The organism is Bifidobacterium aesculapii, assembly GCF_001417815.1.
In the GTDB taxonomy this organism is placed as follows: Bacteria; Actinomycetota; Actinomycetes; order Actinomycetales; family Bifidobacteriaceae; genus Bifidobacterium; species Bifidobacterium aesculapii.
The window spans coordinates 1-13,772 of sequence record NZ_BCFK01000023.1 but is presented as its reverse complement, the minus strand read 5'-3'; the positions used below and the strand labels follow the sequence as shown (position 1 = coordinate 13,772).

At 68.5% G+C, this 13,772-nt stretch carries 11 protein-coding genes, 1 tRNA gene and 1 pseudogene; 4 read left to right on the top strand and 9 right to left on the bottom strand.

Translation table 11 applies throughout. The annotated features are described in order from the left end of the window. Positions 1–14: 14 nt before the first annotated feature. On the top strand, positions 15–1,076 hold the full coding sequence (locus tag BFAL_RS02830) for an ABC transporter substrate-binding protein (RefSeq protein ID WP_055426921.1): 1,062 nt from the start codon (positions 15–17) through the stop codon (positions 1,074–1,076). Between the two features lie 90 nt (positions 1,077–1,166). Beyond that, a complete protein-coding gene (locus BFAL_RS02825; protein ID WP_055426920.1) occupies positions 1,167–2,327 on the top strand; it encodes a nucleoside hydrolase in 1,161 nt (386 codons plus the stop codon). Positions 2,328–2,369: 42 nt separating this feature from the next. Here the strand turns inward: BFAL_RS02825 and BFAL_RS02820 are convergent, their stop codons facing one another. From BFAL_RS02820 to BFAL_RS02795, 6 genes and pseudogenes are all read right to left on the bottom strand, one after another. Continuing rightward, on the bottom strand, positions 2,370–3,161 hold the full coding sequence (locus tag BFAL_RS02820) for an isoprenyl transferase (protein ID WP_055426919.1): 792 nt from the start codon (positions 3,159–3,161) through the stop codon (positions 2,370–2,372). 389 nt (positions 3,162–3,550) lie between these two features. After that, positions 3,551–4,033 (bottom strand): annotated as a pseudogene (gene recO / locus BFAL_RS11845) (DNA repair protein RecO); the annotation flags it as partial. 54 nt (positions 4,034–4,087) lie between these two features. Next, positions 4,088–5,845: an alpha/beta hydrolase family protein gene (locus BFAL_RS02810; RefSeq protein ID WP_055426917.1), complete on the bottom strand. Its 1,758-nt coding sequence runs from the start codon at positions 5,843–5,845 to the stop codon at positions 4,088–4,090. Further along, positions 5,845–7,068: a flavodoxin-dependent (E)-4-hydroxy-3-methylbut-2-enyl-diphosphate synthase gene (gene ispG, locus BFAL_RS02805; RefSeq protein WP_055426916.1), complete on the bottom strand. Its 1,224-nt coding sequence runs from the start codon at positions 7,066–7,068 to the stop codon at positions 5,845–5,847. Before ispG ends, BFAL_RS02810 begins: the two co-directional genes overlap by 1 nt. 69 nt (positions 7,069–7,137) lie before the next feature. Further along, positions 7,138–8,319, bottom strand: coding sequence for a 1-deoxy-D-xylulose-5-phosphate reductoisomerase (dxr, locus tag BFAL_RS02800; RefSeq protein ID WP_055426985.1), 1,182 nt, complete (start codon positions 8,317–8,319; stop codon positions 7,138–7,140). Next, positions 8,319–9,872 (bottom strand): DivIVA domain-containing protein, encoded by a 1,554-nt coding sequence (locus BFAL_RS02795; RefSeq protein WP_055426915.1) that lies wholly within the window; start codon positions 9,870–9,872, stop codon positions 8,319–8,321. Before BFAL_RS02795 ends, dxr begins: the two co-directional genes overlap by 1 nt. A gap of 105 nt (positions 9,873–9,977) precedes the next feature. On the opposite strand from BFAL_RS02795, the gene BFAL_RS02790 reads away from it, so the two are divergent. Next, positions 9,978–10,051 (top strand) — tRNA-Val (locus BFAL_RS02790). Positions 10,052–10,108: 57 nt separating this feature from the next. On the opposite strand, the gene BFAL_RS02785 is transcribed toward BFAL_RS02790, so the two are convergent. Beyond that, entirely contained in the window at positions 10,109–10,525 is a 417-nt protein-coding gene (locus BFAL_RS02785) for a DUF3052 domain-containing protein (protein ID WP_055426984.1), read from the bottom strand. A gap of 93 nt (positions 10,526–10,618) precedes the next feature. Then, positions 10,619–11,530 (bottom strand): YlbL family protein, encoded by a 912-nt coding sequence (locus BFAL_RS02780; protein ID WP_082440315.1) that lies wholly within the window; start codon positions 11,528–11,530, stop codon positions 10,619–10,621. A gap of 97 nt (positions 11,531–11,627) precedes the next feature. Between BFAL_RS02780 and BFAL_RS02775 the strand changes: the two genes are divergently transcribed. Further along, the gene (locus BFAL_RS02775; RefSeq protein WP_055426914.1) at positions 11,628–13,319 is read left to right on the top strand and encodes a zinc-dependent metalloprotease; all 1,692 of its coding nucleotides are present in this window, start codon (positions 11,628–11,630) and stop codon (positions 13,317–13,319) included. Between the two features lie 13 nt (positions 13,320–13,332). Here the strand turns inward: BFAL_RS02775 and BFAL_RS02770 are convergent. Then, positions 13,333–13,772 (bottom strand): 3'-5' exonuclease (locus BFAL_RS02770; protein ID WP_160319021.1); only part of this gene is annotated, 440 nt, incomplete at its 5' end.

Genomic DNA, 13,772 nt, shown 5'->3' with positions numbered 1-13,772 from the left:
ACTAGGGATTCATCATGAAGCACAGCCTTGTGACCAAGGCCATCGCCCTCGTGGGCGCCATCGCCATGACGATCGGCCTCGCCGCGTGCGGCCAGAGCAACGATTCCTCTTCCTCCTCGGACGGCCTCAAGAAGGTCACGTTCATGCTGTCCTGGGCGCCGGACACGAACCACATCGGCGTCTACGTCGCCAAGAACAAGGGCTGGTTCAAGGACCAGGGCCTCGACGTCGACATCGTGGCGGTCGCGCAGGCCGGCGCCGAGCAGGCCGTGAACAACGGCAACGCCGACTTCGCGCTGTCGAACCTCACCAACGTGGGCATGTACAACCTGAAGGGCGCGCACCTCAAGCAGGTGCTGCAGGTCCAGCAGAAGCCGAGCGCCATCTGGTGCGCGCTCGCCTCGAACACCGCCGTCAAGTCCCCGAAGGATCTCGACGGCAAGACGTTCGCCACGTTCGGCTCGAACGAGTCCGACGCGGTGGTGCGCCGCATGATCCAGACCGACGGCGGCAAGGGCGAGTTCGACAAGGTGACCGTCGGCACCTCCACGTTCAAGACGCTCGAATCCGGCAAGGCCGATTTCGGCGGCTTCTACGCCACCTGGGAGGGCGTGCAGGCCGAGATGTACGGCCCGAAGCTCAACTGCTTCACCGAGCCGGACTACGGCGTGCCCGGCAACGCGGACGCCATCGGCGTGATCACCAGCGACAAGACCATCAAGGAGAACCCGGACCTGGTCAAGAAGTTCACGCAGGCCACGCAGAAGGGCTACGAGTACGCCTACTCGCACCCGGACGACGCGGCGCAGATCCTCGTGGACGAGGCCCCGGAGGCGAACCTCAAGGTCGACTTCGTCAAGAAGAGCATGAAGACCATCGTCGACGGCCAGTACTGGGGCGACCCGGCCAAGATCAAGGACGGCTCCTTCGTGCTCGGCACCAACGATTTCGTCGAGCCGCAGAAGTACTTCGACTTCCTGGCCGAGGAGGACGCCTACACCGACTCCCATGACAAGGTGATCCACGAGGCCCCGAACACCAAGGACTTCGCCACGAACGAGTTCCTCGGCAAGTAGTCCCCGCGATCCGGGAACATACTGAGCAGCAAAGCGCCCGTTCGCGGGCGCTTTGTCGTCACGGCACCGAACAACGAAAGGAGACATGCCATGCCCCACTCCCCCACCCGCATCGTCGCCTGCGTCGACACCGGCGTCGACGACGCGATGGCGCTGGCGTATCTGCTTGCCTCGCCGCACGAATGCGAGCTGCTCGGCGTGCTCGCCGGATACGGCAACGTGGACGCGCCCACGGCCGAACGCAACACGCGCCTCGTGCTCGACCTGTTCGGACGGCCCGACATCCCGGTGTTCCGTTCGTCGAGGCACCCCTCGTGGGCGGACATGTTCATTCCCGACGCCGGATGCGCGCAGTTCCATGGTCCGGACGGGTTGGGCGGCGCCGTCGCGGACGGTCTCATCGCTCACGACGGCATCGCGCGCGGCACCACGACGGACAGCGGCGATACGCACGCCGATACCGCCGGCACCGTCGACGGAGACGATGCCGGCACCGTCTCCGTCGGCGGGTATCCGCTCGGCGACCGGCACGCGAACCCGGCATACGGGCACGAGCGAATCCTCGAGTCCGCGGACACGTCGGCGTCGCCGGACGCGGGTATCGCCTTTCTCGTCGACGCGGTGCGCGAGTACGGCCGCGACGTGACCGTACTCGCCACCGGTCCGCTCACCGACGTGGACGCGGCGATCACGCACGCGCCAGGCATCGCACCGGATCTGCGGCTCGTGATGATGGGCGGCGCGCTCACCCAGCCCGGCAACTGCTGGGACGCGGTCGCGGAAACGAACGTCATCCAGGATCCGGAGGCGGCGGACCGCGTGTTCCATTCCGGCGCGGACGTGACGATGGTGGGTCTCGACGTGACGCACCAGTGCCTGCTGCCGTGTTCGGCCGCCGACCGGTGGCGTGCGGCCGGCACGGCGCGAGGACGGTTCCTCGCGAGGCTCGCCGATTTCTCCATCAAGGCGAACCTCGCGGCCGACCCTGTGATCTTCGCCGGCGGCATGCCGCTGCACGACCCGTTGGCGGCGGCGGTCGCGCTCGACTCGTCGCTCGTCTCCTGTTTCGATGTCGCGTTGCGCGCGGAGACCGCTACCGGCGACTTCGCCGGCGTGCGCGGCCGCACCACCGGCGACCCTGCCGGCCTCGTCACGCCGTCCGCGCCGCGCGTGCACGTGGCGCTCGGCGTGGACGCCGCCCGTTTCGTGGGCGAGTTCACGGACCGTCTCGCCGCGCTCTGCGCCGCATAGCCGGCTGCGCCCGGATGCAGCCAGGCTATCTGTCCACAGCGGCTACTTCGTGACGCCGCCGAAGCGGCGGTCGCGGTGGATGTAGTGGTCGATGGAACGCCAGAGCACCTCGCGGCCGCAGTCGGGGAAGAGTTCGGGCACGAAGTCGAGCTCGGCGTAGGCGGCCTGCCACGGCAGGAAGTTGCTCGTGCGCTGCTCGCCGGACGTGCGGATCACCAGATCGCAGTCGGGCACGTCGGGCAGGTAGAGGTGGTCGGCGATCATCTTCTCGGTGACGCGGTCGCCGCTGATTCTGCCGTCGCGCACGTCGCGCGCGATGGCGGCGCAGGCGTCGGCGATCTCGGCGCGGCCGCCGTAGTTGATGCAGAACACCACGTCGATGACCTTGTTGTGCTTCGTGCGCTCCTGCGCGACCTCGAGCTCGTCGATCACGGACTTCCACAGCTTCGGGCGTCGGCCCGACCAGCGCACGCGCACGCCCCACTCGTCCATCTGCGCGACGCGGCGGTGGATGATCTCACGCGAGAAGCCCATGAGGAAGCGCACCTCCTGCGGGCTGCGCTTCCAATTCTCCGTGGAGAACGTGTACAGGCTCAGATAGCGCACGCCCGCCTCGATCGCGCCGGCGATGGTGTCGAACACGACCGGTTCGGCGGCCTGATGACCGTTCGTGCGGATCATGCCGCGCTCCTTGGCCCAACGGCCGTTGCCGTCCATGATGACGCCCACGTGGCGGGGCACTTTGCCCTTGGGGAAGTCCGGGATGCGCGAGGGGTCGGAGAAGGGGGCCGCGGGAATGTCCAGCGAGGTGTAGTCGACGTTTTCGAAAGCCATGGTTGTCAATCTAGCAGCCGCATGGAACGTAGCGGGCGTTCGAGATAGTACTCGGCCCAATCCTCCACGAGGTGCGCCGTCTGGGGCAGGAGCCCGTTCCCGTCGAGCGTCCGCCAGTCGCCGTCCGTGAGCGCCCTGAGCTGCACGAGCTCCGCCGCAGTGATGCGCGTCGCCTCGGGCGTGTGGTCGTTCGCGCACATGAGGCCGCCCGACGGGACGGACAGGTACATCCCATTGGCGAAGGCGGGTGCCGGCTGCGGCACGACTGGCTGCGGCGTGAAACGTTGCGTGAAACGTTGCGCCGATTGGAATTCGGCCGTTCCCACATCACCACTGCGACCGTTGCTGCCACCACCGGCCGCACCCGTGAAACCATCCGTGAAACACCGCTGCCCGCAGACGACGCACGCGTGCAGGCGCGGCGCCCAACCGGCGAGCGCGAGTGCGCGCATCACGTAGGAGGCGCTGATATGGTCCGGCGCGTGCGCGTGCTTGGCGAGCGCGTTGAGCGCGCCGATGAGCAGCCGGTACTGCCCGGCGACGCGGCTTTCCTCGGGTCCGACGAGCTTGTCCGCGGTTTCGACGATGACGTTGGCCGCCGTGTACGCCTCGTAGTCGGCGCAAATCGGTTCCGCGTAGGCGGCGACGGATTCCGCCTGCGAGACGACGTCGAGGGAGCGCCCCTGCGCCACGAGCAGGTCGGCGCGCATGAACGGTTCGAGTCGCGCGCCGAAGCGTGATTTGGTGCGGCGCACGCCTTTGGCGACGGCGCGTATCTTGCCGTGGCCCAGGGTGAGCAGGGTGATGATGCGGTCGGCCTCGCCGAGTTTCGCGGTGCGCAGCACCACGCCTTCGTCGCGGTACAAGGGCATATCATGCACCTCCCTGGTGGTGTTGCCGGCTGGTCCGCCGCCGGCCTGCAGGATTCAGTATACGAACAGTCCCCAGAACGCGAAGAAGAACAGCACGTGCAGCATGGCGGCCGCAGTGAGCCAGAACAGCACACGTCCGAAACGCGTGGAGGCGAGCACCGGTTCGCGTCCGGTGACGATGCCGTGGATGGCGTCGTGCCGGGGCGGCCACTGCAGCACGCCGCGTTCGGAGGCGACTTCGATGAGGCGTGCGAACACGCGCGACCATGCCCAGACGACGAGCGTGCACACGATTTCGATGACCGGCCAGCTCCACCAGATCATACCGGGCTCCTCGGCGGGCGCGGCGCCCCAGGCGAGGCGCACGACCGCCATGACGACCTGCCCGAGTCCTGCGGCGAACAGGAGCAATGTGGCCATCGTGGTGATGGCCAGGGTGATGAGCGTATTGCCGAACCCGTTGCGGAATCCCAGTCCGGGGTAGGCCTTGCCGCGGTTGCGCCGTGCGAGCCGGAACGCCACGTGCCGGCCGAGCGCGGCCAGCCAGCCGACGATCGTGGCGAACAGGAGCAGCACGGTCCCCATGTGCAGCAGGACGCCGTAGATGGTGAGCGCGCGGCGGGGCTTCAGGTCGTCGGGCACGGCGATCGACTGGTAGATCGTGTCGCCGGCCACCCGTTCCGAGGTCTGCGTCGCGCCTGCCGCGGTGCCGGCCGCCCATGCGACCACGTCGTCCACGTAGGCGTCGGCGAATCGGGTGCCGGTTTCGGCCTCGTCGCCGAGCCGCAGCACATGGTTGGCGACCGGGTAGCTGCGTACGGTCACGTCCCAGTTATCGGCGGCGTGCGCGAGCGCGAGGATGTGTCGGACGCCGTCGACCTGCGCGGTCATCACGTCCTTCGACCCGTAGGCGACGAGCGTGGGAATCGAGTATGCGGAGGATTGCGGCAGGTCGAGGTCGAAGTTGTCCAAACCGAACAGGGCCGTGTCGGCGTTGAACACGCGCCGCACGATGGACTGGTAGCCGTCGTTCGCGCCGACGAGCGCGAAATCCTGCGAGATGAAGAAGCCGAGCGACTGCCGGGGCGTGAACACCATCGGCGAAAGCAGTATCTGGAAGGCGATGTCGTGGTCGTCGGCGAGCAGGTATTGGGAAATCCATGTGGATTCGCTGGTCGCGTAGATGCCGACGTTCGCCGCATCCACGTCGTCCCGCGCGCGCAGCAGGTCGATGGCCGCGTCGTAGGCGCGTGCGGAGGCCGGGTAGTCGCGCGACACGTCGGTGGTGGACCAGACGGGCTTGTCGATGACGGCGGTGACGAAACCGGCGGAGGCGAGCGCGGCGGCCATGTCGCCGAAGGAGTTGTAGGCGGTGCCGAAACCGGCGCCGTGCATGAACACGATGGCGGGGCGCTTGCCCGCCGCGCCCGCCGGGCGGCGGATGAGCACCGTGATGTCCTGCGTCTCGTCCGCGCCGGAGCCGCGCACCTTCCACGTGCCGTCGGCGGCCGCGTCGACCTTCGTCTCGCGCGCGGCGCCGACCTGCGTGCCGTCGCGGCGCACGGTGACGGTCATGGCGCTCTCCTCGACCTCGTACGCGCCTTCGGCGGCGTCGGTTCCGCCGCCTGAAGCGTCGAACGTGATGGCCGTGTCGTCGGTGAGCGTGGCGATGGTGCGTCCGGTGGGTTCGTTGTTCCACGGGACGGTGGTCAGATTGGATACGGAGACGAGCAGTCCGATCAGGATGATGAAGATGGGCAGGCTGACCGACAGCCTGCGCCATCCGCTCCACGGCGCGGTCGGCGCGGGCATCAGTGGCCGGGGTGCTGGATCGGGACGACGACCGGACCGGTGGAGCCTTCGGGGACCTTGCCTTCGGCCTCCATCTTCGCGGCCATGTCGTCGGCGATCTCGAGCAGCGTCGTGACGATCTGATCCTCGGGCACGGTCTTGATGACCTTGCCCTTGATGAAGATCTGCCCCTTGCCGTTGCCGGAGGCGACGCCGAGGTCCGCCTCGCGCGCCTCGCCCGGGCCGTTGACGATGCAGCCCATGACGGCAACGCGGATCGGGGCGGTCACGTCCTTGAGGCCTTCGGTGACGGCGGAGGCGAGCTGGATGACGTCCACCTGCGCGCGGCCGCAGCTCGGGCAGGAGATGATGTCGAACTTGCGCGGACGCAACCCCATGTATTCGAGCAGCTTGCAGCCGACCTTCACCTCTTCGACGGGCGGCGCGGACAGGGACACGCGGATCGTGTCGCCGATGCCCTCAGCCAGCAGCGCGCCGAACGCGAGGCACGATTTGATGGTGCCCTGCCATTGCGGGCCGGCCTCGGTGACGCCGAGGTGCAGCGGCCAGTCGCCCTTGGAGGCGAGCAGGCGGTAGGTCTGCACCATCGTGATCACGTCGTGGTGCTTGACGGAGATCTTGAAGTCGTGGAAGCCGACGTCCTCGAACATGTGGGCCTCCTTCAGCGCGGAGGCGACGAGCGCCTCCGGCGTGGGGCCGCCGTACTTGGCGTACAGCTCCTTGTCGAGCGAGCCGGCGTTGACGCCGATGCGCAGGGATATGCCCGCGTCCGTGGCGGCCTTGCAGATGTCGGGGCCGACCTGGTCGAACTTACGGATGTTGCCTGGGTTGACGCGCACGGCCGCGCAGCCGGCGTCGATCGCCTGGAACACGTACTTCGACTGGAAGTGGATGTCGGCGATGACGGGGATCGGCGACTTGCGGCAGATCTCGGGCAGCGCGTCGGCGTCGTCCTGACTGGGCACGGCCACGCGCACGATGTCGCAGCCGGCGGCGGTGAGTTCGGCGATCTGCTGGAGCGTGGCGGGCACGTCCGCGGTGAGCGTGTTGGTCATCGACTGCACGGAGATGGGCGCTCCCCCGCCGACCGGCACCGGACCGACCATGATGCGGCGCGACTTGCGGCGCGGGTGCAGCGGCGACTCGCTGGTCAGCACGGCCGGGTCGCCGGTCTTGCGGAACGGTTTGGACACAGGGGTTTCAATGCTCAACGATCTCACCATTCTTCGAGAGGTACCGTCATCATGCGCGCTCCCGGCGACCTTGGGTCACCGGGAGCGCATCGGACGCGACTACTGCCTGTCTATCAGCTCGTCGGCCTTGGCGCGGGCCTCGAGTTCGAGCTGTTCCATTTCCTCCACGTCCTCGAACAGCGGCGCCCCCCTCAGCTCGGCGTCCATGTCGTCCAGCACGGCCTTGACCGTGTCGACGATGCCGAGGTACGGCAGGCGGTGGTCGAGGAACGCGTGGACGGCCTGCTCGTTGGCCGCGTTGAGCACGGCCGTATGCTTCTCGGAGGCAGCGAGGCAGTGGCGTGCGAGCGAGACGGCGGGGAACGCCTCGTCGTCGAGCGGCTCGAACGTCCACGTGGCGGCCGTCGTCCAGTCGCAGGCGGCGGCCACGTCGCCCATGCGCGCGGGCGCGGACAGGCCGAGCGCGATGGGCAGGCGCATGTCGGGCGGCGACGCCTGGCAGATGGTGGCACCGTCCACGAACTCGACCATGGAGTGGACGATGGACTGCGGATGCACGGTCACGGCGATGCGTTCGGGCGGGATGTCGAACAGGCGGGACGCCTCGATGACCTCGAGGCCCTTGTTCATCAGCGTGGACGAGTTGATGGTGACGACCGGCCCCATGTTCCACGTGGGGTGGTGCAGCGCCTGTTCGGGCGTGATGCCGGTCATCTGCGCGCGCTTCATCCCTCGGAACGGGCCGCCGGACGCGGTGACGACGAGGCGTGCGACCTCCTCGTGCGTGCCGGAGCGCAGCGACTGCCAGATCGCCGAATGCTCCGAATCGACCGGATTGATCTGCTGTTCGCGCGTCTGCGCGCCGAACAGCAGATGACCGCCGGCGACGACGGACTCCTTGTTGGCGAGGGCGAGCTGCGAACCGGCCTTCAACGCGGCGATGGACGGCTCCAGACCGATGGATCCGGTGATGCCGTTGAGCACGACGTTCGCCCCCGAACCGGCCATCGCGATGACCGCGTCGGGACCGGCCTGGATCTGCGTGTTCCTCGCGCCGGCGGCGTCGAGCGCCTCACGCAGCGCCTTCGCCTTGGAGGCGTCGAAGACCGCCACCTGCGGCACACGGAAGCGCGCCGCCTGGCTGGCGAGCAGGTCGATATGCGCGCCGCCGGCCGCAAGACCGACGACGGTGAAGCGCTCGGGGTGGCGCGAGATGACGTCCAGACCCTGCGTGCCGATGGAACCGGTGGAACCGAGTATGACGACTGTGCTGCTGTGTATCACTGTTGCTTCTTCCCATCATCGTCGCCGAAGGTCGGGAACGACAGGTCGGGGATCTCCAGATCGCCGCCGTCCGTGGACAGCAGCGAGAAGGGATTCGTGGTATGCGTGGGCGCGGTCGGGGCCGCGGGCGACGCAGGGGCCGAAACCGGCGCCACGGGGGTGGCGGCCGGAGCCGGAGAGGAGACCGCCGCAGGGGTGGATGCCGCCGCGACCGCGCCGGGCGCGGCGAGCGGCCGGGAGGGTTCCGCAGAGACGGCGGGCACGTCGAGCTTCGGCATCTGCGGCACGAACGACGGCACGGCGATGGCGGGCATCTCCTGCGAGACCTCGGCCATATGCGCGAGCGCCGCGAGCGATCCCGTCCGCGCGGGAGCATCCTCATGGGCCGACGATACGGCCGGCGTTACGGCCGGGGCCGCAACGGGCGACACCGTCACGGACGACGGCACCGGGGACGGCGTGTAGGCGATCGGCTCGGTCGGCTGGTAGGAGGCCGCCGGTGCGGCCGGCTGGTACGCGTTCACCGCGGAGGCCGCCGGGGCCACGGCCGGCATGGATGCGGGAACCGCGGTCACGGGGGCGGCGGGCGTCGCGGTCACAGGGGCCACGGACACCGCCGGCGCGAGCACCGGAGAGGCCGATGTGGGCGCGGAGAACAGGCTCTGCTCGGCCTGGCTCAACGCGTCGAAACTGGCGTCACTTCCACCCGCGACCGGCGAATCCACGGACGCGGCCGGCGCGACGGCGGGAGCGGTCTCGGCCGCCGGCGCGTAGCTGACCGGCGCCTCCCCGCCATCAGGTTCGGAGGCGACGGGACCCTGCCGGTATTGGGCGTCCGGGGAGAACAGCGGCGCGACGCCGTCGCCGTCGGGCGACGCTGCGGACGCGGGCGCGTCCGCCGCACCGGCGTTCGGCTCCTCCGCGGCATAGTCGCCGACACGGTCGAAGGATTCGATGCGGCTGAGCAACTCCACGCACGAGTTGAGGAAGTAGTCGACCTGACGCTCGTCATACCCCTTCCTGCCCCTGCGCTGGGTGAACACCGCATTCGCCACGGCCTCGGCGTCGAGCTTGTCGAGATCGCGCACGTCCTTGCGCGACACGCCGTCCATCCCGAGTTCGGCGGCCGCCTTGTCGGCGATCTGGTCGGCGAGCTTGTCGACCTGCTTGCGGTCGTATGAAGGGGTGTGGGGCTTGCCGGAGCCGAAGCGCTCGCCGGCCGCGCGGTCGAGGTGCTTGACGATCTCGCGGTAGAGCTCCTCGGTCTTCGCCTTCCACGCGATGCGCCCGTTGCGGCTGATCTCCCACGCGGTCTGCTTGTCGACGACGGCGCGTTCGAGACGGGTGAGCGCGGCGTCCACCTGGGCGATCTCATAGCCTCCGCGGCTCAGGTCGAAGGAGACGTTCTGGATGTCCCGCTGCGTCAACTGCGCGCCGTCGCTGTCGTACAGGGCGTGCGCACGCTCCAGAAACGCGTCCACCTGGGCGGGGTCGTAGCCCCACTTGCGCTTGCCTGCCCTGGGGATTCCGGCTTCGGATTGCTGCGCCATGGGCTATCAACCTCCTAGAGGAACGAACGATACTGTCTGTCACCTTACGTGATTGTTGAGACGCACTGCCGTTTAGGGCGGGGTCTACGCTATGGTGTGTTGGACGGGCGATTAGCTCAGTCGGCTAGAGCGCCACCTTTACACGGTGGATGTCGGGGGTTCGAGCCCCTCATCGCCCACAAGCACGAAACGGCGACGGCCGGAGGAATCATGCATTCCTCCGGCCGTCGCCGTCATCAGCGTCCTTTGCCGTAGGCGCGCAGACGGATGCCGTTCCAGTCCGGGCTCACGGTGATCGGCGTGGCGGCGTTCATGCCCGCCGTCTTCGCCGCGGACTGCACCGTGCTGGAACTCGCCGCGCCCTGCCTGCCGGGCTTGGGGGTGAGCACCCACAGCGGACCGTCGTCGCCGAGCACCGCGTAGGCGTCGACAATCGTATCGGACAGCTCGTCCTCGTCGTCGCCGTCGCGCCACCACAGAATCACGCCGTCCACGGCGGAGGCGTAATCCTCGTCGACGAGATCCTCCCCCGTCAGATTCTCGATCTTCTCGCGGACCGAATCGTCTACGTCGTCATCCCACAGCCATTCCTGCACGATGTCGCCGGGTCTAAACCCAAATTCCTCAGCGTTCTGTGATGCGGTTTGATTCACGAGACCCAACAATAGCAATACGCGACGAACAGCGGCGTTAACAAACGGTGAAACGTGAGACGCGCGATCCGACCGCGCCGCGGCCGTGACATGTCACTTCACGGCGCAGCGCGGCAGCGACTCCCCCTTCCCCTCGCCGATGGCGACGAGGGCCTTGTACGCCTCGTCGAGCGTGGAGACGCTCACGTCGCGCAGACCGTCGGGCACATGCCCCACGACCTCGTCGCAGTTGGATTTCGGCGCGAGGAACCATGCGGCGCCGTCGCGACGCGCGGCAATCATCTTCAGGCGGATGCCGCCGATGCGCCCCACCTTCCCCTCGGCGTCGATGGTGCCGGTGCCGGCGATGGTCTCGCCGCCGGTCTCCTGCTGCGGGGTGACCTTGTCGATGAGGCCGAGCGCGTACATCATGCCGGCCGAGGGGCCGCCGATGTCATCCACATGCATGCTGGCCTTCATGCCGGAGACATCCACCCCCCGCCCGTCGAGGAACCGTTTCGCCGCCTTCACCGCGTTGTCCTGCGAAGAGGTCATCTCCTTCGCGGTCTCCTCGCGGTATTCGTCGCCTGTCTGGCCCGCGGGCACCACCACCTCGCGCGGCATGACCACCGATTGCGGGTCGAACCACGCCCGCACCACCTCCAGATTGGTGACCGGATAGCCCGGCACGCCGTTGGCGGAGATCGTGACGAGCAGCAGTTTGCCGGAGTCCTTATGCGTTTCGACGCCCGTCACGTCGATCACCTCCGACTCCTCGCCGTCCCCGCCCGTCGGCGCCGTGCCGAGCACGTCGCGCGTCGGCCCGGGCCATTCGGTCGAATACGCGCTCGGCAGGCACAACGTCACCGCGCACAACGCCACGGCGGCGGCACCGGCGAACCATCGCGGCGAACGGGCGCGGCAGTAGCGCAGAAGACGGCCGAAACGCGTGACATGCTCGGAGCCGTCCGGCTCGACCCGGCCGGTCACGCCGAGATATGGGAGGAGGTTGCGCAGGAAAGACATACCGCGCATCATAGCAGCGCACGCTATACGCGAAACATGCGCGGGGCACCCTAGTATGGAGGGCAAGACCAGACGCGACCAGACAAGAGGATCCGATATGGATGAGAACGCAATCCACGAGTGGCTGATCAAATGCTTCGGCCCGGTGCAGGGCGAGATGGCATGGCGGCAGATCTCGCAGCTGCCCGATTCGATCCGCGAACAGCTCATGAGCCAGGATCCGAGCACATTGCCGAACCCCGCCGAGGTCCAGCAGATGATGGCGGCGTTCACCGCCGGAGGCCTCAACACGATGGGCGACATGAACCAGGTCGTCGAAGAGGGGCCCATCAACGTCAAGCTCGCCAAATCGCTGGCGTTGCAGCAGGCGAACGCCTCCGGCTCGCGTACAAGCGTGACGGCCGCGGAGGGCGCCGCGGTGCGGCGGGCCATGAGCGAGGCGAACCTGTGGCTGGACACCGCGTGCGCGTTCGACCCGGCGCCCGGCGAGCCGCAGGCGCTCACCCGCGCCGGCTGGGTGGAGGACACGCTCGACGCGTGGGCGAAATTCGCCGCACCCGTGGCCTCCTCGATGGGCGAGGCGCTCGCCTCCGTGCTGTCCGAGCGTCTCGGCGACTCGTTCGACGGCGAGATCGCCGGCATGTTCGCCGGACCGGTGCCGATTCCCATCCCGGACGGCATGAAGGACCCCCGCCAGCTGGTCAGGTTGCTCGGCAACACGTCGTTCGCGATGCAGCTGGGCAACGCGGCCGGCTCGCTCAGCCGCGAGGTGCATGGCGGCTTCGACCAGGGCATCGCGCTGCTGTCCAACCCGGCCGGCGCGTTGGTCGCGCAGAACGTCGAGGAGTACACGCGTCAGCTCAACGGCGACGGTGTCGACCTGACGGACGACGGCGCCCAAGGCGCGGCCGAAGCCACGTCCAATCCGATCGGCTTCACGTCGGCCGCCGGCGACACCCCGGCGAGCACGCCCAAGGACGCCTCGCACCCGTCCATCGACCCGTCCACCGAGCGGATACTCGGTGATTTCGCCCGCACCGAACGCATTCCCGCGGACGAGGTCATGGCGTTCCTGGCGCTGCGCGAGGTCGCGCACGCCCGCCTCTACTCGGCCGTGCCGTGGCTGATGCCGCGTTTCGAGGCGCTGATCGGCAAGTACGCGCGCGGCATCAGCATCGATCTGGATGCGATGGAGGAACAGCTGCGAGACGCCGGCGCGCTCGACCCGGACTCCATCTCCGGCGCCGTCAACCTCACCAAGGTGGGCATTCCGGACACGCCCGAGCAGCAGGAGGCGCTCGCCGCGCTCGAATCGCTGCTCGCCATGGTCGAGGGATGGGTGGATTGCGTGGTGTGGCGCGCCGGCATGGCGCATATCCCGCATATCGAGCAGCTGCGTGAGATGATGCGCCGCGAGCGCGCCACCGGCGGCCCGGCGGAACGCACGTTCGAGAGCCTGCTGGGATTGGAGCTGCGCCCGAAGCGCATGCGCGAGGCGGCCGGATTGTGGGAGATGCTCACCGCTTCCGAAGGCGTGGACGCGCGCGACGCGAAATGGTCGCACCCCGATCTGCTGCCCGTGCTCGCCGGTGACGGCGGGCACGCGAACGACGGCAACGGCGCGGACGCCGCCGGCGACGGTTCGTCCGCCGGTGCCGCCGGCTCCTCCGCCGCCGGCGACCCGACGATCCCGGGCGGCACCGATTGGGACGCCGAGCTTTCGAAGCTCCTCGGCGAGGAGGGCGCCAGCGGCGCCGATTCCAACGACGATAACGACGACAACCGCTGACCGCAGCGCAGGCTCAGCTCAGGAATCTGCTGAGCCTGCGCTGCTGCGACCCGTACCCCTGCTTCGAACGCGCGTAGGAGAGGTGAAGTGTGTCCTCGGCGCGCGTGACCGCCACGTACATGAGACGACGCTCCTCCTCCAGCTCGTCCCCCGGCTGCGGCGAACCGTAGGGCATGAGCCCCTCGGAACACCCGATGACGAACACGTGCCTGAACTCCAGACCCTTGGAGGCGTGCACGGTGGATACGGTCACCCGCCCGAGCCTGGCGGCCAGACGCCCCGCATCGTCGGCACCGGCGCCCTGCGCGTCCATGTGCGACTCGTCGCGCTCGCGCAGCGTCTCCATCATCGCGAGTTTCGCCGCCATGTCCATGTCGGCGACGGGCGAGGCCGAGGCCCAGCCGTTGTCGCGTTTGACCCGGTACCCGAATCCCTCATGGCGCAACGCCGCAC